Source organism: Kribbella sp. NPDC023972 (assembly GCF_040639075.1).
In the GTDB taxonomy this organism is placed as follows: Bacteria; Actinomycetota; Actinomycetes; order Propionibacteriales; family Kribbellaceae; genus Kribbella.
The window spans coordinates 331812-349516 of sequence record NZ_JBEZZH010000006.1; the positions used below are offsets into that span (position 1 = coordinate 331812).

The 17705-nt window shown below is 69.0% G+C and carries 23 protein-coding genes; 8 read left to right on the top strand and 15 right to left on the bottom strand.

Annotated elements, in window-relative coordinates; all coding sequences use genetic code 11:
• Positions 1-103 precede the first annotated feature (103 nt).
• A complete protein-coding gene (locus tag AB0F43_RS24980) occupies positions 104-1030 on the top strand; it encodes an NAD(P)-dependent oxidoreductase (RefSeq protein ID WP_360481342.1) in 927 nt (308 codons plus the stop codon).
• A 201-nt stretch (positions 1031-1231) separates the two neighbouring features.
• Here the strand turns inward: AB0F43_RS24980 and AB0F43_RS24985 are convergent, their stop codons facing one another.
• A complete protein-coding gene (locus tag AB0F43_RS24985) occupies positions 1232-1609 on the bottom strand; it encodes a DUF4267 domain-containing protein (protein WP_360481345.1) in 378 nt (125 codons plus the stop codon).
• A 323-nt stretch (positions 1610-1932) separates the two neighbouring features.
• Between AB0F43_RS24985 and AB0F43_RS24990 the strand changes: the two genes are divergently transcribed.
• Positions 1933-2421 carry a MarR family transcriptional regulator gene (locus tag AB0F43_RS24990; protein ID WP_360481347.1) on the top strand — a complete coding sequence of 163 codons (489 nt, stop codon included), beginning with the start codon at positions 1933-1935 and terminating at the stop codon, positions 2419-2421.
• A 164-nt stretch (positions 2422-2585) separates the two neighbouring features.
• On the opposite strand, the gene AB0F43_RS24995 is transcribed toward AB0F43_RS24990, so the two are convergent.
• From AB0F43_RS24995 to AB0F43_RS25005, 3 genes are all read right to left on the bottom strand, one after another.
• The gene (locus tag AB0F43_RS24995) at positions 2586-3143 is read right to left on the bottom strand and encodes an isochorismatase family protein (RefSeq protein ID WP_360481349.1); all 558 of its coding nucleotides are present in this window, start codon (positions 3141-3143) and stop codon (positions 2586-2588) included.
• Between the two features lie 71 nt (positions 3144-3214).
• Positions 3215-3517, bottom strand: a complete 303-nt coding sequence (locus tag AB0F43_RS25000) for a DUF1905 domain-containing protein (RefSeq protein WP_360481351.1) — start codon at positions 3515-3517, stop codon at positions 3215-3217.
• Entirely contained in the window at positions 3510-4424 is a 915-nt protein-coding gene (locus AB0F43_RS25005) for a WYL domain-containing protein (RefSeq protein ID WP_360481354.1), read from the bottom strand. The genes AB0F43_RS25000 and AB0F43_RS25005 overlap by 8 nt, the downstream gene beginning before the upstream one ends.
• On the opposite strand from AB0F43_RS25005, the gene AB0F43_RS25010 reads away from it, so the two are divergent.
• Positions 4387-5052: a DinB family protein gene (locus tag AB0F43_RS25010; protein ID WP_360481357.1), complete on the top strand. Its 666-nt coding sequence runs from the start codon at positions 4387-4389 to the stop codon at positions 5050-5052. The genes AB0F43_RS25005 and AB0F43_RS25010 overlap by 38 nt on opposite strands.
• On the opposite strand, the gene AB0F43_RS25015 is transcribed toward AB0F43_RS25010, so the two are convergent.
• The 5 genes from AB0F43_RS25015 to AB0F43_RS25035 are packed head-to-tail and all read right to left on the bottom strand — an operon-like array spanning position 5003 to position 8712.
• Entirely contained in the window at positions 5003-5602 is a 600-nt protein-coding gene (locus AB0F43_RS25015; protein WP_360481360.1) for a hypothetical protein, read from the bottom strand. The genes AB0F43_RS25010 and AB0F43_RS25015 overlap by 50 nt on opposite strands.
• A complete protein-coding gene (locus AB0F43_RS25020) occupies positions 5599-6477 on the bottom strand; it encodes a hypothetical protein (RefSeq protein WP_360481363.1) in 879 nt (292 codons plus the stop codon). Before AB0F43_RS25020 ends, AB0F43_RS25015 begins: the two co-directional genes overlap by 4 nt.
• On the bottom strand, positions 6474-7343 hold the full coding sequence (locus AB0F43_RS25025) for an ATP-binding cassette domain-containing protein (RefSeq protein ID WP_360481366.1): 870 nt from the start codon (positions 7341-7343) through the stop codon (positions 6474-6476). The genes AB0F43_RS25020 and AB0F43_RS25025 overlap by 4 nt, the downstream gene beginning before the upstream one ends.
• Positions 7340-8155, bottom strand: a complete 816-nt coding sequence (locus tag AB0F43_RS25030; RefSeq protein ID WP_360481369.1) for a zf-HC2 domain-containing protein — start codon at positions 8153-8155, stop codon at positions 7340-7342. Before AB0F43_RS25030 ends, AB0F43_RS25025 begins: the two co-directional genes overlap by 4 nt.
• Positions 8155-8712: an RNA polymerase sigma factor gene (locus tag AB0F43_RS25035; protein ID WP_360481372.1), complete on the bottom strand. Its 558-nt coding sequence runs from the start codon at positions 8710-8712 to the stop codon at positions 8155-8157. Before AB0F43_RS25035 ends, AB0F43_RS25030 begins: the two co-directional genes overlap by 1 nt.
• Positions 8713-8834: 122 nt before the next feature.
• Between AB0F43_RS25035 and AB0F43_RS25040 the strand changes: the two genes are divergently transcribed.
• Positions 8835-9776 (top strand): WYL domain-containing protein, encoded by a 942-nt coding sequence (locus AB0F43_RS25040; protein ID WP_360481375.1) that lies wholly within the window; start codon positions 8835-8837, stop codon positions 9774-9776.
• Between the two features lie 54 nt (positions 9777-9830).
• On the opposite strand, the gene AB0F43_RS25045 is transcribed toward AB0F43_RS25040, so the two are convergent.
• The gene (locus AB0F43_RS25045; protein ID WP_360481378.1) at positions 9831-10265 is read right to left on the bottom strand and encodes a GNAT family N-acetyltransferase; all 435 of its coding nucleotides are present in this window, start codon (positions 10263-10265) and stop codon (positions 9831-9833) included.
• 97 nt (positions 10266-10362) lie between these two features.
• Here AB0F43_RS25045 and AB0F43_RS25050 point away from each other — a divergent pair, with 97 nt between their 5' ends.
• Positions 10363-11232, top strand: coding sequence for a toxin-antitoxin system, toxin component (locus tag AB0F43_RS25050; RefSeq protein WP_360481381.1), 870 nt, complete (start codon positions 10363-10365; stop codon positions 11230-11232).
• 18 nt (positions 11233-11250) lie between these two features.
• Here AB0F43_RS25050 and AB0F43_RS25055 read toward each other — a convergent pair whose 3' ends face one another.
• Positions 11251-11676 carry a nucleoside deaminase gene (locus AB0F43_RS25055; RefSeq protein WP_360481384.1) on the bottom strand — a complete coding sequence of 142 codons (426 nt, stop codon included), beginning with the start codon at positions 11674-11676 and terminating at the stop codon, positions 11251-11253.
• Between the two features lie 11 nt (positions 11677-11687).
• Complete coding sequence (locus AB0F43_RS25060; RefSeq protein WP_360481387.1) at positions 11688-12521, bottom strand: LLM class flavin-dependent oxidoreductase; 834 nt, start codon at positions 12519-12521, stop codon at positions 11688-11690.
• Between the two features lie 94 nt (positions 12522-12615).
• On the opposite strand from AB0F43_RS25060, the gene AB0F43_RS25065 reads away from it, so the two are divergent.
• Together AB0F43_RS25065 and AB0F43_RS25070 are read left to right on the top strand one after the other, a co-directional pair.
• The gene (locus AB0F43_RS25065) at positions 12616-13077 is read left to right on the top strand and encodes an Lrp/AsnC family transcriptional regulator (protein ID WP_360481389.1); all 462 of its coding nucleotides are present in this window, start codon (positions 12616-12618) and stop codon (positions 13075-13077) included.
• 9 nt (positions 13078-13086) lie between these two features.
• Positions 13087-13860, top strand: coding sequence for a sugar nucleotide-binding protein (locus tag AB0F43_RS25070; RefSeq protein ID WP_360481392.1), 774 nt, complete (start codon positions 13087-13089; stop codon positions 13858-13860).
• Here the strand turns inward: AB0F43_RS25070 and AB0F43_RS25075 are convergent.
• A complete protein-coding gene (locus AB0F43_RS25075; protein WP_360481395.1) occupies positions 13857-14291 on the bottom strand; it encodes an OsmC family protein in 435 nt (144 codons plus the stop codon). The two genes, AB0F43_RS25070 and AB0F43_RS25075, sit on opposite strands and share 4 nt — an antisense overlap.
• A 30-nt stretch (positions 14292-14321) precedes the next feature.
• On the bottom strand, positions 14322-14972 hold the full coding sequence (locus tag AB0F43_RS25080; RefSeq protein WP_360481398.1) for an SDR family oxidoreductase: 651 nt from the start codon (positions 14970-14972) through the stop codon (positions 14322-14324).
• Positions 14973-15025: 53 nt separating this feature from the next.
• Here AB0F43_RS25080 and AB0F43_RS25085 point away from each other — a divergent pair, with 53 nt between their 5' ends.
• Positions 15026-15793 (top strand): alpha/beta fold hydrolase, encoded by a 768-nt coding sequence (locus AB0F43_RS25085; RefSeq protein ID WP_360481401.1) that lies wholly within the window; start codon positions 15026-15028, stop codon positions 15791-15793.
• Positions 15794-15815: 22 nt separating this feature from the next.
• Here the strand turns inward: AB0F43_RS25085 and AB0F43_RS25090 are convergent, their stop codons facing one another.
• Positions 15816-17696 (bottom strand): propionyl-CoA synthetase, encoded by a 1881-nt coding sequence (locus tag AB0F43_RS25090; RefSeq protein WP_360481403.1) that lies wholly within the window; start codon positions 17694-17696, stop codon positions 15816-15818.
• Between the last annotated feature and the right edge of the window lie 9 nt (positions 17697-17705).

Sequence of the window (17705 nt, forward strand, 5' to 3'; positions counted from 1 at the left end):
GAAGCGATTCGATGGATCGTTCCAAAGTTGCTCGGCCCGCAATGTCACGGCGTCCGGATGAACCGTGTCTTCATGGCGAGAACACGATGCGAAAGGAAAAGACATGCGAGTCTTCGTCACTGGAGCGACCGGTGCGGTCGGGCGGCACCTGGTGCCTGGTCTTGTCGCGGCGGGTCATCAGGTCACCGCGACCACGAGATCGGCCGGCAAGGTCGCGCAGTTGCGCACCGCCGGCGCGGAGCCTGTCGTCGTCGACGGCCTGGACCGGGAGTCCGTGATTGCCGCGGTCGTCGCCGCCGAGCCCGAGGTGATCGTGCACCAGATGACAGCGCTGGCCGACATGCGAAGCCTCCGCAACGTCGACAAGGTGTTCGCCGCGACCAACGCCCTCCGGACCCGCGGGACGGAAAACCTGTTGGCAGCCGCGGAACGAGCGGGCACTCGCCGGGTCGTCGCCCAGGGCCACAACTTCATCTACGACCAATCCGGCGGCCCGGTGAAGTTCGAGACCGATCCACTCGTCTCGAACCCCGTACCGTCCGCGGCCCAGACGCTGGCGGCGATCAAGTATGTCGACCAAACCGTGCAGGAGAAGGCGCCCGAGGGAATCGTGCTGCGCTATGGCACCTTCTACGGGCCGGGCGCCTCGGACCCGATGCTGGAGATGGTGCGGAAACGGCAACTGCCGGTCGTCGGTGGCGGTGCCGGAATCTGGTCGTTCATCGAGACCAGCGACGCCGCGGCCGCCGCGCTCGCCGCGGTCGAGGGAGGCGAGCCTGGCGCCTACAACATCGTCGACAACGACCCGGCTCCGGTCTCGGAGTGGCTCCCGTACCTGGCCGAGGTCGCCAACGCCAAGCCGCCGCTGCGGGTGCCGGGCTGGCTCGGGCGACTCCTCGCCGGCGAGTTCGTCCTCGCCCAGATGACGTCCGTCCGCGGGGCGTCGAACGAGAAGGCGCGACAGGAGCTTGGCTGGGAGCCGACGTACGCGAGCTGGCGCGATGGCTTCCGCGCCTTGGTCAACGGCTGACCACCGCCGGGCGCACTGCCGACGGAGAAGCCCACGCTGCGTACGACTTGGTTGAAGCTCATCGCGCTGGACGTCTCTTCCTGCGGGGTGGCAGCGAGGATCGCGGCCGGCATGGCGGCGGAGAAGACGCCCCACGCCCAGTCCGAGCAGCCCATCACGGCGTACGCGAGCCACAACTGGCCAAGGCGGCTTGACGAGTGGTTACGCGATGAGCAGGAGCGCGCCGATCGCCAGCATCACCACTGCAGTGGCGCCGTGGACGCCGTAGGCGACCGCCTTGGGCCCCTTGCTGCGCAGCACGATCGACGCGTCGCCGACCGGTATGGCACTGGCGGCCAGCATCACCCAACCCAGCAGGTGGGGTGTCCCGCCGATCAGCACGATGAGGATGAGGATCCCTGAGGCGATGTCGCGTACGCCCTTGACGGCCAGCCAGGCGTGGAAGGTCCGGTCCCCGGTCGGCGTGTCGGGGATACCGAAGCCGGCTGCGCCCTGCGGCGCCCAGAAGAAGCTGGTGCCCATAAAGACGACGCCCGCGCCGATCAGTGCGGCGAGCACGGTGGCGATGTTGCTGGTCATGAGTGGTCTCCTCAGTCTTGGATCGGCCCGGGTACGGGCGGGATGTCGCGGTTGAGTCGGAAGGTGTTCTGCGGGTCGTAGGCGGGCTTTGAGGCCGCTCAGCCGCCGGTAGTCCGTGCCGTTGTTAGGCGGAGCGCACTTAGCTGGCGGCGTTCTCGCCGTTCATGAAGTTGAGGAACCGGCCGCCGTGGAGATACGAATGTTGGGCATTTCGTCCCTCCCGGCGAATTAGTCAAGCTCCATGACAGTCAGGTCACCTTACCACGGAGCCTGATACTGTCAAGCAGCCTGACGAACTCGCCTGGAGGAAGGATCGCACGACTATGACGACGCGTTCACGAACGCGGGAGCGGCGACACCAGCCGAAGCTGCCACTCCCTACCCTGCTCACACAGGCCAGGGACATTGCGCTCGAGGGACTTCACCAGCAGCTGGCCAATGAAGGGTTCGAGGGGATCCGGTACGTCCACGGCTCGGTCTTCCGGTACATCGACGCCGAAGGTTCGCGGCTGACCACGCTCGCCGAACGCTCCGGCCTCACCAAGCAGGCGATCGGCGAACTTGTCGGCGAACTGGAGGATCACGGTTACCTCGAGCGGATCGCTGACGAGGCCGACCGCCGCGCGAAGATCATCCGGCTCACGGACCAAGGCAGGATGGCCCAGGACGCAGCCGCCCGGATCCTCGCGGACGTCGAGCAGCGGTGGTCTCGGCTTCTCGGTAGGGACCAGGTCACCATGCTGCGGCGCGCTCTGGAACAGGTCATCGCCCTCGAAGCGGCCAGCGCTCCGACCGCGTCCCCCCCGCGGTAGGCGTGCCGGCACGGCGCTGTGTGTACTGCGCCGGGTGTACTGGTGGATCGCCGGGGAGTGCTGCCGCGACCCCGGCATGGACACGACCCCAGACCGCAACCCGCCGCGCCCACGGTGCGGAGGGTCATACACGTGAGTGCTACTGGGACCGTTCTGTCCCCCGGCTACGGCTTGGCGAACGTGATGTCGGCGGTGTTCTCCACGGCGGCTGTTCGGCCGGGGGCTCGGTGGTATTGCCAGTACAGGTTGGTGTGGGCGATGACCTTGTCCGGCGGCGGGGCGCCGTACTCGGTGAGGTCTTCGGTGGTGTGGGCGTCGCCGACGAGTGTCACGTCGTACCCGCGGACGAAGGCGCCGTGGATGGTCGAGCGGATGCACTCGTCGGTTTGCGCACCGCCGATGACGATCCGCCCGATCCCGGCCTTCGCCAGCACGTCCTCGAGGTCGGTGTCCTCGAAGGAGTCCGCGAACGTCTTGTGGACAAGCGGTTCCGACTCCTCGCGCGACAACTCGGGGACGAGCTGCCAGTTGTCGCTGTCTTTCGGCAGCTGCTCGCTGTTGTGCTGGACCCAGACCACCGGCACGCCGCCGGCGCGGGCCTTGCCGACGAGGGTGCTGATGTTCGCCACCACCTGGTCTCGCTCATACCCCTCGGCGACGACGCCCTTCTGGACATCGACCACCACCAGTGCCGTGTTCGGCCGATCTGACAACGTGGACATCTCGTTCCCTCCCTCTGCCGGGTGTCAAAGCACGCTAACCCAAGGCACCGACATTCTCCGTGCAACGAGTTTCAGGAGACCTTCCAGCTCCGCAACCGCAGTCGCACGGTCGGTACGTCGCCGTCGTCGAGCTCTTCGGCCCGCCGTACCGCCGCCTTGACCGGCAAGACATAGCGCCCGTCCTTCGGGAACATCGAGGTGTCCCACGCGCTGTCCCCGATCTCGGCCCGGACCGGGATCATCCCCCAGCCGTAGGTGACGAAGTTCGACTCCGCCTCGAAGTAGGCGCTCTCCTCCTCCGGCACGGTGATGAAGTACCACGGCGCCGGCCCGCGCCAGTACCAGATCTCCCCGGCGAACTCGACCTCATTCACTGTTGGTTGCCTCCAGCAGTCGTCGGCCGAGCGCGCGGGCGGCTTCCCGCAGTTCGGGTGCGCCGAGGATCCGGTACGGCGCCTTGATCGCGGTGAGCTGAGTGGCGTACCAGTCCGGCTCGTCGGTGCTGGCGATCAGGCGGGTGTGGTCCGCGTCGATCTCCTCCAGCCGGCCCATACTTCGCGGGATCCAGTGCGCGGCGTCCGCGAGCGGTGCGTCGATGACGACCTCGATCTTGTACTTCCAGCCCAGCGCGAGGTGTTCCTCCACCGCCGCCAGCGGGTCGAGCTCGTCCGGCGGCGTGAAGGTCGCGTCCTGACCGTCGACCTGTCTGATCTTGTCGACCCGCAGCACGCGCTTCGCGGACTTGGCGTGCGACCAGCACAGCAGATACCACCGGCCACGGCGGACGACGACCGCCCACGGGTCGACGTCCATCGTCCAGCTCTCCCCCGGGCAGCGCTCGTAGGACAGCAGCACGCGGTGCTGGGCGGTGCTGTGGGAGACAAGTTGCGCCGTGATCTCGGGGTCGGGTGTCCGTGCGCCCGGATCGGGTCCGCGGGCGCTGACCCGCCGTACGGCGTCCGTCGAGCGGGCGATCGACTCGGGCAGCACCCGGATGATCTTGCCGAGCGCGTTCTCGACCGGATCGTCCGCGCCACGTGGGCTCTCGAGCACGGCCATCACGAGCCCGAGCGCCTCGGTGGGGGTGAACATCAACGGCGCCAACCGCAGTCCCCGTCCCAGCCGGTAACCGCCGTATGGGCCGCGGACGGACTCGATCGGTACGTCGGCCTCGCGCAGGATCGCGACGTACCGCCGGGCCGCCCGCTCGGACACCCCGAGCTTGTCCCCGAGCTGGTCAGCCGTGATCCCCGGACTGTTCTGGATCAGCTCGAGCACCATCAACGTCCGTGCCGTCGGGCTCACGTCGTACGCCATCGTCCCCACCATTCCGGAAGAGAACCGTCCGGAACAGACTGTAGCCTGCCCGGATGGACGAGGAATTCTCCAGGAACCGCCGATCGCCGGCAGTGAGATCGACACCCTGCTCGGCGCGCTGGAGCGTAATCGCCGGACCTTCGCGTGGAAGTGCGGCGGCCTCGACGCCGATGGTCTCGCCGCCGAGCATCCGCCGTCGAAGGTAACGCTGGGCGGCCTGCTCAAGCACCTCGCGCTGGTCGAGGACGAGTACTTCACCGGCCGGCTGCACGACCGCGAGCTCCCTGCACCGTGGAATGCCGTCGACTGGGATGCGACGCCAGACTGGGAGTGGCAGAGCGCCGCCGACGACTCCCCCGAGGAGCTCATGACGCTGTGGCAGGACGCGGTCGAGCGCTCTCGCAAGGCGGTCGAGGAGGCGCTGGCCACCGGCGGCATCGACCAGCTCGCGAAGCGTTCCCGCAACGGCCGGTCAGCGAGCTTGCGCTACATCCTCGTCGACATGATCGAGGAGTACGCGCGCCACAGCGGCCACGCCGATCTCATCCGCGAGTCCATCGACGGCCTTGTCGGCGAGGGCGTACCAGGCTGATCACGCCGACCACCAGGGGCAGCGAGACCCAGAGCACCCGGCTGGTCGTCCAGTCGTCTCCGGCGGTGTACGGAAACACCGGTACGACGTCGGCGAACGGCCGGGCCAAGGCGACGAACAGAGCGACTCCGACGATCCCGGCCGACACCGCTCGGGCCGGACCGGTGGAGCCGCGCGACCGCTGCCAGGTGAGCAACCCGGCAGCGGCGACGAGGAGCGCGATCCCCTGCCAGGCCACGTCCTCAGCGTGTCCGAAGTACCCAGGCCGCGTGGCCCGGACGGCTACCAGCCACAACGCCAGCACCGCGACGGCACCGGCCGAGCGTGCCGTCGTACGCCACCAGAGACCACGCGGCAACGTGTCGACGACCGCGGCGGCCGGCTCGGGGTAGCACCAGACGACTGTTGCCGCAAGCAACCCAACGGCGGCCCCCTGCAACGGCCACAAGGTGTACGGCCACTGCTCCACGAGCAGGAGCAGCGCGATCGTGAAACCCGCGCCGGTCCCCAGGAGTCCCCAGGGAACGGCGCGGGCTGCGTAGCGGATCATGGCTGTGACGGCAGCGGGTTGATCATGACGTCCTGCACCCCTGTAGTGATCGCCAGTACGGCGCTGACCACCGCGATCGCGGCGATCACGCCAAGGGCCATCAGCAACGGACGCCGGGGACGCTCAGGATCGTGCAGCAGCGCGAGTACGACGCCCAGCGCACACAGCACGACCAGATACACGCAGTACCACTGCGGCGCCCCGGTCAGGATCACCATCCGGTCGGCGTCACCGGGTACGCCTAACGGTCCGGCGAACGGGGTCCACGGCACGACCAGCCGGATGTAGCGCAGCGGCTCGAACAGGCCCTGCATGACGATGGTCTCGGCCACCAGCAGCACGGCGAACAGCGGTGCCGCACCGCGACGCGGAAGCCAGCGCGCGGTCAGCAGCCCGAGGATCGGTCCGCCGAGTGACGGGATCAGGCCGAGCGCGACCAGGTTCGCGAGGACCCAGCCGTCGCCGATCCCGCCGAACGGCGCTCCATGGGCCGGCGGCGGCCAGTGGCGATATGCCCAGATCGCCCAGCCGAGCCAGCACAGACCGGCGGCGAACGGCACGATCAACGCACAGACCAGACCCATTGTCCGGGTCCGTTCACTCACCACGGCCGCGCCGGCGGCCGTCGCCAGCTGGTCGGACGTCCGGGTCAGCGACGCCATCACGAGCAGTCCGATCACGCCCAGGCCCGCGGCCGGTGCGATCACGTTGCCGAGCACCGACATGTTGCCGTCCGGCTTGCCGATCGAGGTCAGCGCGACCAGCGCGACGCCGACCAGGAAGAGCGGATGCGAGGCATAGCGAGCGATCTCCTTGCGTGCCAGCTGACCGAGCATCGACGAGGGCCTGGCACCAATCGCAGCTGTGGTCGTCATCGCGGCTCTCCGATCATGGCGGACGTCCGGACCAGCAGGTACGCGTCCTCGACCGCTGGTTCGGCCGGGCGGCTTCCAGGCTCGGGGACGCCACCGAGGGATCGCACCTGCCCGGTGCCGGTACGCCAGGAGGACAACGCCCCGGGGTTCACCTCGGCGCCGATCCACACCTGCCCGTCGGCCAGCGCGATCAGCGACGACACCGATCCGTCGAACCGGATCCGGCCCTCGTCGAGGATGATCACCCGGTCACACAACGCGGAGACGTCCTCGGTCTGATGGGTCGCGAGCAGTACGGCGCCTCGATCGGCGTACGACGAGAGCACACCGCGTAACGAGGCCCGTTGTTCCGGATCGAGACCGGTTGTCGGCTCGTCGAGCACGACCAGGTCGGGATCGCCCATCAACGCCTGCGCGAGGGCGAGGCGCCGGCGTTGCCCGCCGGACAGCGCGGACACGCGTTTGGTCCGCCGATCCGCCAGCCCGACCAGGCCGAGTACGCGGTCGACCTCACGATGCCGCGCGTCGGTGTCGTTCCATTCCTTCAGTACGGCGATGTAGTCGAGGAACCCGAAGCTGGTCATCCGGCGTGGGATGCCGACGTCCTGCGGCAGGTAGCTGAGCCGGCGACGGGCCGCCGTACGGTCGGCGATCCCGCCGGTGACGTCGTGGCCGCTGACCACGATCCGGCCGGTGGTCGGCGGCATCGCGGTGGCCAGCAGCCGGAGCATGGTCGACTTGCCGGCGCCGTTCGGGCCGAGCAGGCCGATCACGCCGCGGTCGAAGCCGAGATCGGTGCGGTGCAGCACCTCGGTACCGCCGTACGACTTGGTGACGCCGTCGAGGACGGCGATTTGGGAACTCATGCGTAGCCTCCTGGTGCGTGATGTGAGGTCAGCCGGATGGCGAGAGCGGCCAGCGCCAGGAGGGCTGCGACAGCGAAGGCCAGTTGGGCGAAGGGGGTGTCGACCGCACTGAGCTGATCGACGGACCGCAGGATGCCGACCGCTGAGAGCCAGAGGACGGCGACGACCCAAGCCGTCACCGGCGCGGTCCACCAGGTCAGCAGCGCGAGTGCGAGCACGGTGAGTGTCAGCGACGGCAGCAGCCAGGCGAACGCGTCCGCGCCGACGAAGGGCAGGACAAGGCCCGCGAGCAGTACGACGGGCAGCGCGACAGCGACTGCGGACGCCGTTCGGAGCAAGGCGATGCGCAGCTTGCTGAACGGTGTGGCCACGGCCAGTTCGCGAATGGGGTCGGTGCCGTCATAGGCCGCCGCGACGGTGGTGGCCGGTAGCAACGGAGCGAAGAGCAGATAGAACGCGCGCTGCTCCACGGCCGGCATCATCGTTCCGCCGACGCCGATCACGAACGCGCCGACAAGCGACAGCAGCCAGGGCCGGTAGAGCGAGCTGGAAGCGCGCAGGACGACAGCGTCGGTCTCGCGGAGGCCGAGCTTGCGCAACAGTCGGAGCGGCCAGGGCATCCGCGGCTGGGCGGTCGCGATCCGCACGCCTTGCCAGATGTCGGCGAGCAGGTCCTGAGGAGCCTTGGCAGCTGTCAGCTGACGACAGTCGGCGCAGGCCAGCAGATGTGTCTCGACCGCGGATTGCCGGGCCAGGTCGAGATCGCCGTCGGTGTAGCGGTCCAGCAGTTCGGGACCGAGGTGCCAGTTCATCAGATCCTCCGGTCCGGGTTCGGCATCAGCTGCTCGCGCAGCCGGCTCTTGGCTACTCGGAGACGGCTCTTCACAGTGCCTTGGGGAATGCCGAGCAGCACGGCCGCCTCCTTCGTGGTGAGCCCGTCGATCACCGTTGCCTGCAAAGTCGCGCGCAGCTCGGGCGGCAGCGTCCGGAGTGCGCGACCGACGTCGCCGTACTCGACTCCCCGGAGCAGCTCGTCCTCCGCGCTGTTGACGACCGGTACGGCGGCGCCGACGACGTCATCGCCGAGCGGATCGGCGGCCGGGTGACCGCGCAGCGCGGAGATGAGTCGCCGGATCGAGATGCCCCACAGCCAGGCCGCCACGTCACCCTCGCCCCGGAACCGCCCGGCTGACTGCCAGACGGCGACGAATGTGTCCTGCAACGCGCCGGCCACGAGTTCCTGACTGCCGCAGCGCCGATTCAGCCGGAGCAGCAGCCAGCCCGCGTGCCGGTCGTAGAGCTGCCGCAGCGCCGACTCGTCCCCCGCGGCGATGTTCCGCAGCAGATCGGCGTCGGACTGGGTGCTCATGTCCTTACTGTCGCAGTGGAGGACGCCGGCGGATCGACCTGATTTTCCGTGGTGCTTCAGCGACGTTCCGTGGCCGGGATAAGTGCTCAGCAGTTGAGCGGTTTGTCTGCGAGCATGGGCGGGTGCGTGCGGATCGGTTGGTGGCGGTGTTACTGCTGATGCAGGCACGCGGCCGGGTCACCGCGGCCGAGGTCGCCGAGGAGCTCGAGATCTCGGTCGCGACGGCGCGGCGCGATCTCGAGGCGCTGTCGACGGCCGGGATCCCGGTCTATCCACAGCCGGGACGCAACGGCGGCTGGCAGCTGATCGGCGGCGCGCGGACGGATCTCAGTGGACTGAGCGCGCGGGAGGCTCAGGCGTTGTTCCTGCTGGTCGGTCCGGCCGCATCGATCGCGCCGGACGCGAAGGCGGCGCTGCGCAAGCTGGTGCGCGCCCTCCCCCAGACGTTCCGCGAGCATGCCGAGGCGGCGGCCGAAGCGGTCGTGATCGATCCCGCGCGTTGGGGTGAGCACACGAAGGAGCGTCCGGAGCTGGTCCGCCGGTTGCAGGATGCCGTCGTACGACGGGTCAAGGTGCGGCTGGTCTATGCAGGACGCCGGCGGGAGCAGTCGGAGCGGGTGGTCGATCCGCTCGGCCTGGTGGACAAGGACGAGATCTGGTACCTGATCGCAGGTACGCCGAAAGGCCGGCGGACGTTCCGGGTCGAGCGAGTGGTGTCGGCTGAGCTGACCGACGAGTCGTTCGAGCGGCCGGCCGATTTCGACCTGTCCGCGGCGTGGAGCGAGATCGTCGAACAGATGGAGGAACGGCGCTCCGGCCTCACCGCGACCGTGCTGATGGACGAGCGGCACCTGTGGGTGATGCAGGGCCGGCTCGGCCGGCACTGCGAGGTCGACGGGCGCGAGGGCGACCGGGTGCGGATCAAGGTGACGGCGCCGACACCGTTGATGATCGCCCAGCACCTGGCCGGCTGGGGTGGGTCGATCGAGGTGATCGACCCTCCGTCGGTGCAGGCGGAGCTGGCCAGGCTCGGCACTGAGCTCGCCAGTCAGTACGGCGGCTGACGGCCTGCCCGGCCTATAGCGGGAGCGTGTTGAGGATGCGGGTGACGGCCGTGCTCACAGCGGGATCGAGTACAGGATGAAGCCTCGGTTCTCGGCGACCTGGTCGTAGAGACGCCGGGCGGTCTCGTTCGACTCCTGGGTGGACCAGTAGACCCGGCCGCAGCCGCGGTCCTTCGCCCAGTCGGTGACGGCCGCGATCAGCGCGCGGGCGGCACCCTGGCCCCGGGCCTCGGGCGCGGTGAAGAGGTCTTGCAGATAGCACGAGTCCGGCGACGTCGTGCTGGCGTGGGTGAGGAAGTGCGTGATGCCGACCAGCCGGCCGTCGAGGTGGGCGCCGAGGGCGTGGATCTCGTTGCCCAGCTGGAATCTGGTCCAGGCCTGATCGTAGAACTCGGCCGGCATCGTGCGGCCGTAGAACTCGTTGTACCCGGCAAACAGTTGCTGCCAGGCGGCGCGGTCGGACGGCTCGAGCGGACCGATGGTGAGCATGGCGTCAAGGTTTCACACCGGGCGGGTGGATGGACCACCGGGGTGAGTAAGGTGCGGTGGTTCGTCTTGTTCCGTCATCGTCTTTCAGGAAGCGTCCGTGACCACATCCCCTCCCCAGCCCCCGCAGAACCCGTACCCCGGCCAACCGGGTGGTTACGGACCGCCGCCGGAGCAGTTCCCGCAGTACACCCAGCCGCACGGTCAGCAGCACGGTCAGCAGCCGCCGCAGCAGTACCAGCAGCAGCCGTCCCCGCAGCAGGCACCGCAGCAAGGCCAGTCATTCCCCCAGCAGGGGCAGTCCTTCCCGCAGCAAGGCCAGTTCCCGCAGCACCAGGGGCAGCCGATGCCGCAGGCGACCGTGCAGTGCCGGTTCTGTGGTGGCATCCCGGCGGTGCAGGCGACCGTGCGCGGTCACCAGGGCATGATCGTGGTGATGCGGTTCCTCAAGCTGCAGGGTCCGTTCTGCCGCACCTGTGGGATCGCGTCTGTGCGCGACATGACCGCGAAGAGCCTGTGGCAGGGCTGGTGGGGTATCGGCTCGGCAATCGTCAACCCGATCACCATGCTGATGAACCTCGAGCCCTGGGCGAAGTTCCGCAAGCTGCCGGAGCCGGCTCCGGGTGCGCCGGGCCGGCCGATGAATCCGGGCAAGCCGCTGATCCAGCGCCCGGCGATCGCGATGCTGCTGCTGCCGATCGCGCTGATCGCGACGATCGTGGTGATCAACCTGAACATCACCACCCCGTCCGAGGCCGCGGTCGGCTCGTGTGTGGTGAACAAGGGCTCCGCGACCAGCCCGGAGGTGGACGTCGTCGACTGCGCCTCGTCCGAGGCGGAGTACAAGGTCGTCGGCAAGCTCGACAACACGATCGACGACTCGCAGTGTGCGCAGTTCCCCGGCTACGAGGCGGCGTACACCTCCGAGGTCGGTTCGCAGAGGTACACCCTCTGCCTCGGCCCGATCTGATCCTGAGCGGGTGCCGGTCTACGCGTAGTACCCGTCGACCGGCACCTTCGCCTCGTCGTACAGGGCAGGACCTTCCTGCGGTACGGCGGGGAAGCCGCCGGTGGACTTGAGTCCGTCGAGCTGCTCACCGGACAGCGCGTAGACGACCCGGCCGAGTCCGGACCGGGCCAGCGCGCCGGAGCACATCTGGCACGGCTGGCAGCTCGTGTACATGGTCGTCGCCGCGGCCGTGTCGGCATCCAGTTCACGGGCCGCCCAGACCGCGAGTTTCAGCTCCGGGTGGAAGCTGATGTTCCCGTCGGAGATGGTCGAGTTCTGTTCCTCGGCGAGCACCGTCCCGTCCGGGCCGACCAGCAGCGAGCCGAACGGCGGATTGCCGGATCGGCGCGCCGCCGCGGCCAGCTCGATCGCGCGGCGCAGGAAGCCTTCTGCTTCGGGGGTCACGTGTTCTCCTGTCATCGATGCGCCGCGATGGTCGCGAGCGCCTGCCAGGCCGCCTCGGGCCGTTCGGTCTCGGCGGGATCTCCGGAAAACGGATCCAGTACGACGCTCCGCGCGCCGAGCTCACCGAGTACGTCGAGATCGGTCAGCACCTGGTCGAGCGAACCCTCACCCGCGACCCGCTTGTCGCCCGGCAGGGGCGATTGAGTGAGCCGGAGCAGGATCCGGGGTGCGAACTCCGGCACCGGACGGTCTTCCTCGGCCGCGATCTGCCGGAGCCGATCCATTGCCGTGCGCAACCAGTCGAGCCGCTCCCGGAGCGGGTGCCACGCGTCGCCGTGACGGACGGCCCGGCGAAGTCCCGCCGTACTGCGGCCGCCGACCCACAGCGGGATGCTCCCGCCGCCGTAGTCCTTGTCGTTCTCCCAGGCGCTGCGAACCTGCTGCAGCATCAGATCGGTCTGCCGGCCGCGCCGGTCGAAGTCGGCGCCGAGGGCCTCGAACTCCTGCCGCGCCCAGCCGACTCCGACGCCGAGGACGAGCCGGCCGCCGCTGAGCTGGTCGAGGTTCGCCGCCATCCTTGCCACCAGCAACGGATGGCGGTACGGCGCGATCAGCACGGTGGTGCCGAGCCGGATCCGATCGGTGATGCCGGCCAGCCAGCTGAGGGTGGTGAACGGTTCGTAGAAGGGTGCCGGGTACTGCTCCGCGACGTCGGGGGTGATGGCGACGTGGTCGGAGACCATCAGCAGGTCGTAGCCGAGGCCCTCGACCGTTCGGGCCCAGTCGCGCAGCCGGGCCGGGTTCGTACCGGGGCCGAAGTTGGGGACATTCACACCGAGTTCCACGCCGTTCAGGCTATCCGGGCGCAGGCCGAGTTTTGAAGGGAATCCTCCCGGCGTACGACGGATTCTGCCGTGGAATCAGCGGTATATTCGCGGTATGACCGAGAGTCTCGATTCAACCGACTGGGCCATCCTGGCCGAGTTGCAGAACGACGCGCGGATCTCGCTGACCGAACTGGGCCGGCGGGTGAACCTCAGCGCGTCGGCGACCACCGAGCGGGTTCGCCGGCTGGAGTCGACCGGGGTCATCACCGCCTATCGGGCCGAGGTGGATCTGACGAAGGTGGGTTACCCGGTGCTGGCCGTCGTACGGCTGAAGTACCCCGGCAACAAGCACGAGCCGCTGCACCGGTTGCTGAAGGAACGCCACGAGATCCTCGAGTGCCTGCGCACCACCGGCGACGACTGCTACACCCTCAAGGTCGCCGCCTCGTCCATGCCGCACCTGGAGGAGTTGGTCAACGAGCTCACCGAGTTCGGCAGCACCACCACCAACCTCGTCTACTCCCAGACCCTCCCCTACCGAGGTCCGCAACAGAGCTCCGGGACGTCCGCGTAGCCTGGAGGCGTGAGGGTGCTCGTCACTGGGGCCGCCGGGCTGCTGGGGAGCGAGGTTGTGCGGCTGGCCGAGCACGAGGTGGTACCGACGTACTACAGAGTTCCAGTGCCGGGTGGGGTGCGGATGGATGTCCGCGAGCGGGGTGAGGTCGAGGACGTCATCCGCAAGGTCCGGCCGGACGGCATCATTCACGCCGCCTTCCAGCAGTCGGACTGGGCGACCACGGCCGACGGTACGGCCCACATCGCACGGGCAGCTCGCGGCACCCGAATCGTCTTCGTCTCGACCGACGTGGTCTTCGGCGGCGGCGACCAGCCGTACGACGAGGACGCGATGCCCTGCCCGGTGACGCCGTACGGCGCGGCGAAGGCGGCCGCCGAGACGGTCGTCCGGGCGATCGATCCCACCGCTGTCATCGCCCGTACGTCGCTCATCATCGGGTCGGATCGCACGTCGTCCACCGAGCGACTCGTGCACGCGTTGGCCACCGGTGAGCCAGGAGCCCTCTACACCGGCAACATCCGGTGCCCCGTCCACGTGACCGACCTGGCATCGGCGTTGCTCGAGCTCCTGGTATCCGACGTCCGCGGGGCGGCCCATGTTGCCGGACCGGAGGCAGTCACCCGCCTCGAGCTCGGCCGCCTCATCGCCGCCCGCGACGGACTCGATCCTCACGCCCTGCCGTTCGCCCCCGGCCCGCCGTCAAACGTCCGCCTCGACGGCAAGCGAACGCAGGCCATCCTTCGGACCCGGCTGCGGCCGGTCAGTGAGTTTCTGGCCTAGGTCGTCTCGTCGACTGTGGTGGTCACCGGGGTGCCGAGCTCGACCGTGCGGCTGACGGTGCAGAGGCGGTCGTGCGACATCTTCACCGCGCGCGGGAGCGCCTCCCGGGCCTTGTCGCCGTCCTCGCCCTCGGGGAAGCGGATGGTGAACTCGACCGCGAGGTTCTCCATCCGGTTGCCCTCCTCGGGGTCGCGGATCTTGTCGCCGCGGACGACCGCGCGGAACTCGGTCGGCTCGGCGCGGCGGCTGACCACCACGTCGACGTCGATCGCCGAGCAGGTCCCGATCGCGGCGAGCAGCAGCTCGACCGGCGTGAAGTCGGTGTCCTCACCACCGGAACCGATGCGGATGCTGCCGCCCCGTGCGTTGCGGACCTCGTAGCTGCTGTTGGCCAGGCGCTCGAAGTGCACCTGCCGGAGAGAGTCGCCCATAACCGTCACATTCTGTTGCTTGTGGCAACGTCAGAGATTCTTCAGAGCCTCGGTCACCGGGGTCTGGCCGGCGACGAGTTCGAGGGTCCGGCCGATCGAGGCCGGGGTGTCGCAGAGTCCGGCCAGCACCAGGGCGACGTCGTCGCGGCTGATCCGGCCGTTGCCGGTCTTGTCCTCGAGCCGGACCAGGCCGGTTCCCGGGTCGTTGGTGAGGCTGCCGGGTCGCAGGATGGTCCAGTCGAGGTCGCGCCGCTTCAGGTCGTCCTCGGCGGCCTTCTTCGCCTTCAGGTAGACGGTGAACACCTCGTCGTCGGTCAGCGAGTCAGCCCGGTCGGCGCCCATCGAGCCGACCTGGATGTGCCGCCGTACGCCGGCCTGCTCGGCCGCGTCGGCGAACAGTGCGGCAGCCGCGCGGTCGACCGTGTCCTTGCGCGCCTTCCCGCTGCCCGGTCCCGCGCCGGCGGAGAAGATCGCCACGTCGGCACCCGCCAGCACCTCGGCGACCGTCCGCGAGTCGACCTGCTCGAGATCCAGTACGGCGGCCTGTCCGCCGGCGGCGGTGATGTCACCTTCGTGGTCGGGGTTGCGGACCAGCCCGACGACGTCGTGCCCGTCGGCGGCCAGCAGCTTGGTCAGCCGCAGCGCGATCTGCCCGTGTCCACCCGCTATCACCACTCGCATGCCCCGAGCCTAACCCGCCGCCTGGACACGACCGGATCAGGCAGACTGCTCCCGTGCCCCATGCGACAACGCCCGACGGTCAGCGCATCGCCTATCAGGTCCGTGGCGAGGGGCAACCGCTTGTCCTGCTGGCCGGCCAGTCCAACAACCACACCTGGTGGGACCCGGTCCGCGCCGACTTCGAGGCGTCGTACCGGACGATCACGCTCGACTGGCGTGGTACCGGCGACAGCGACAAGCCGGACGAGGTCTACAGCACGCCCGGGTTCGCCGACGACGTCGTCGCCGTACTGGACGATCTCGGGCTGGCCGCGGCACACGTCTACGGCACCTCGATGGGCGGACGGGTCGCGCAGTGGGTCGCGATCAACCACCCCGACCGAGTCAACGCGCTCGTCCTCGGGTGTACGTCGCCTGGCGCGGCGCACGGGTACGAGCGAAGCCAGGAGATCCGCCGCGCGCTCGCCGACCCCAAGCGGACGGGGCGGGTGCTGCTCGAGCTGATGTACACGCCGGCCTGGCTGGCGGCGAACCCCGGTCCGCACCCGGTCCTCGGTGACCGGAACATGCCGTCGTACGCGAAGGCACGGCACCTGGTCGCGAGCAACAAGCACGACGCGTGGGACGGCCTACCGAGCATCACCGCCCCGACGCTCATCCTGCACGGCTCGGATGACGTCTTCAGCCCGGCCGCCAACGCGCCGCTCCTCGCCAACCGCATCCCCGGGGCCCGCGCCGAGCTGATCCACGGCGCGCGGCACGCCTACTTCCACGAGTTCCACACCACGGCCGGCCCGCTGGTGCTGGACTTCCTCGCTTAGGCGGGGAATTGCCAGACACGGCCTAGTCGGACTGACGCAGGACCGGGCGCAGCGCCTCCAGTACGGCGGGATCCTCGATCGTGGACGGGACAGGCTCGTCCCGCCCGTCCGCGATGCCGCGCATCGTCTTGCGCAGGATCTTCCCCGACCGCGTCTTCGGCAGTGCGTCCACCACCGATACGTCCCGGAACGCCGCGACCGGCCCGATGTCGCGTCGTACCGCGGCCACCAGCTCGTCCCGCAAAACCTCTTCGGAGATGTCGGCTCCGGCCTTCAGTACGACGAGACCACGCGGGAGCTGGCCCTTCAACGCATCGTGTACGCCGATCACCGCGCACTCGGCGACCGCAGGATGCGCCGCCAGCACGGCCTCCATGCTGCCGGTCGACAACCGGTGTCCGGCGACGTTGATCACGTCGTCGGTGCGGCCCATCACGAAGATGTACCCGTCCTCGTCGAGGTAGCCGGAGTCGCCGGTCAGGTAATAGCCGTCATACCGGCTCAGGTAGTTGTCGACGTAGCGCTGGTCGTCGCCCCACAGCGTCGGCAACGCACCCGGCGGCAGCGGCAGCTTGATCGCGATCGCGCCTTCCTGCCCCGCGGGCAGCTGGGTGCCGTCGGCGTCGAGGATCTGCAGGTTCCAGCCGGGCATCGGGACAGTGGCCGAGCCGGGTTTGGCCGGCAACGGTTCGAGACCGCGGGGATTGGCCGCGATCGGCCAGCCGGTCTCGGTCTGCCACCAGTGGTCCACCACCGGTACGCCGAGGTGCTCGTGCGCCCAGTGGTAGGTCTCCGGATCCAGGCGCTCGCCGGCCATGAACAGCGTGCGGAAGCTGCCGAGGTCGTACTTCGCCAGCTCCGAGGCGGACGGGTCGACCTTCTTGATCGCGCGCAGCGCGGTCGGTGCGGTGAACAGGGCCTTCGCGCCGTGCTCGGAGATCACCCGCCAGAATGCTCCGGCATCCGGCGTACCGACCGGCTTGCCTTCGTAGAGGACCGACGTCGCGCCGACCAGTAGCGGTGCGTAGACGATGTAGGAGTGGCCGACGACCCAGCCGACGTCCGATGCCGTCCACCACACGTCACCCGGTCCGATGTCGTAGACCGCGCGCATCGACCAGGACAGTGCGACGGCGTGGCCGCCGTTGTCGCGGACCACGCCCTTCGGCTTCCCCGTCGTACCGGAGGTGTAGAGGATGTAGAGCGGATCGGTCGCCGCCACCGGGACCGGGTCGGCGGGTTCGGCTCCGATGATGAGCTCGGACCAGTCCAGGTCGCGGTCGCCGAGCTTCGCGAGCGCGGCCTCGCGCTGGAGGACGATCGTGTGTTCGGGCTGGTGCCGGCTGAGTTCGAGCGCGGCGTCGATGATCGGTTTGTACTCCACCACGCGGGTCGGCTCGATGCCGCAGGACGCGGCAACGATGACCCGAGGCGTGGCGTCGTCGATCCGGGCCGCCAGCTCTTTCGGTGCGAAGCCGCCGAAGACGACCGAGTGGATCGCACCGAGCCGTGCGCACGCGAGCATCGTGATGACAGCTTCCGGCACCATCGGCATGTAGACGATGACGCGATCGCCCTTGCCGACCCCGAGCGACCGCAGTGCCCCGGCGAACACCGCGACGTCGTCCCGCAACTGGTGATACGTCAGGGCCCGCTTGGTCGCGGTGACCGGTGAGTCGTAGACCAAGGCGGTCCGGTCACCGTTGCCCGCCTCGATGTGCCGGTCGAGAGCGTTGTACGACGTGTTCAGCTCGGCGTCGGGGAACCACCGGTACAGAGGTGCGCGGGAGTTGTCCAGCGCCCGCGTCGGTGGCCGGGTCCAGGAGATCGCCTCGGCCGCCGCCAGCCAGAAGGCTTCCGGATCCTCGAGACTCTGCCGGTAACTCTCTTCGTAAGCACCCATCCTCGACCT

What these genes read in the sequence shown, in the direction of transcription:
- AB0F43_RS25075 (WP_360481395.1), bottom strand. Translation starts at nt 14,291, where the DNA reads ATGGGCGACTCTCTCCGGCAGGTGCACTTCGAGCGCCTGGCCAACAGC.
- AB0F43_RS24995 (WP_360481349.1), bottom strand. Translation starts at nt 3,143, where the DNA reads ATGTCCACGTTGTCAGATCGGCCGAACACGGCACTGGTGGTGGTCGAT.
- AB0F43_RS25080 (WP_360481398.1), bottom strand. Translation starts at nt 14,972, where the DNA reads ATGCGAGTGGTGATAGCGGGTGGACACGGGCAGATCGCGCTGCGGCTG.
- AB0F43_RS25065 (WP_360481389.1), top strand. Translation starts at nt 12,616, where the DNA reads ATGACCGAGAGTCTCGATTCAACCGACTGGGCCATCCTGGCCGAGTTG.
- AB0F43_RS24985 (WP_360481345.1), bottom strand. Translation starts at nt 1,609, where the DNA reads ATGACCAGCAACATCGCCACCGTGCTCGCCGCACTGATCGGCGCGGGC.
- AB0F43_RS25020 (WP_360481363.1), bottom strand. Translation starts at nt 6,477, where the DNA reads ATGACGACCACAGCTGCGATTGGTGCCAGGCCCTCGTCGATGCTCGGT.
- AB0F43_RS25035 (WP_360481372.1), bottom strand. Translation starts at nt 8,712, where the DNA reads ATGAGCACCCAGTCCGACGCCGATCTGCTGCGGAACATCGCCGCGGGG.
- AB0F43_RS25025 (WP_360481366.1), bottom strand. Translation starts at nt 7,343, where the DNA reads ATGAGTTCCCAAATCGCCGTCCTCGACGGCGTCACCAAGTCGTACGGC.
- AB0F43_RS25005 (WP_360481354.1), bottom strand. Translation starts at nt 4,424, where the DNA reads ATGGTGCTCGAGCTGATCCAGAACAGTCCGGGGATCACGGCTGACCAG.
- AB0F43_RS25045 (WP_360481378.1), bottom strand. Translation starts at nt 10,265, where the DNA reads ATGCTCACCATCGGTCCGCTCGAGCCGTCCGACCGCGCCGCCTGGCAG.
- AB0F43_RS25015 (WP_360481360.1), bottom strand. Translation starts at nt 5,602, where the DNA reads ATGATCCGCTACGCAGCCCGCGCCGTTCCCTGGGGACTCCTGGGGACC.
- AB0F43_RS24990 (WP_360481347.1), top strand. Translation starts at nt 1,933, where the DNA reads ATGACGACGCGTTCACGAACGCGGGAGCGGCGACACCAGCCGAAGCTG.
- AB0F43_RS25030 (WP_360481369.1), bottom strand. Translation starts at nt 8,155, where the DNA reads ATGAACTGGCACCTCGGTCCCGAACTGCTGGACCGCTACACCGACGGC.
- AB0F43_RS24980 (WP_360481342.1), top strand. Translation starts at nt 104, where the DNA reads ATGCGAGTCTTCGTCACTGGAGCGACCGGTGCGGTCGGGCGGCACCTG.
- AB0F43_RS25090 (WP_360481403.1), bottom strand. Translation starts at nt 17,696, where the DNA reads ATGGGTGCTTACGAAGAGAGTTACCGGCAGAGTCTCGAGGATCCGGAA.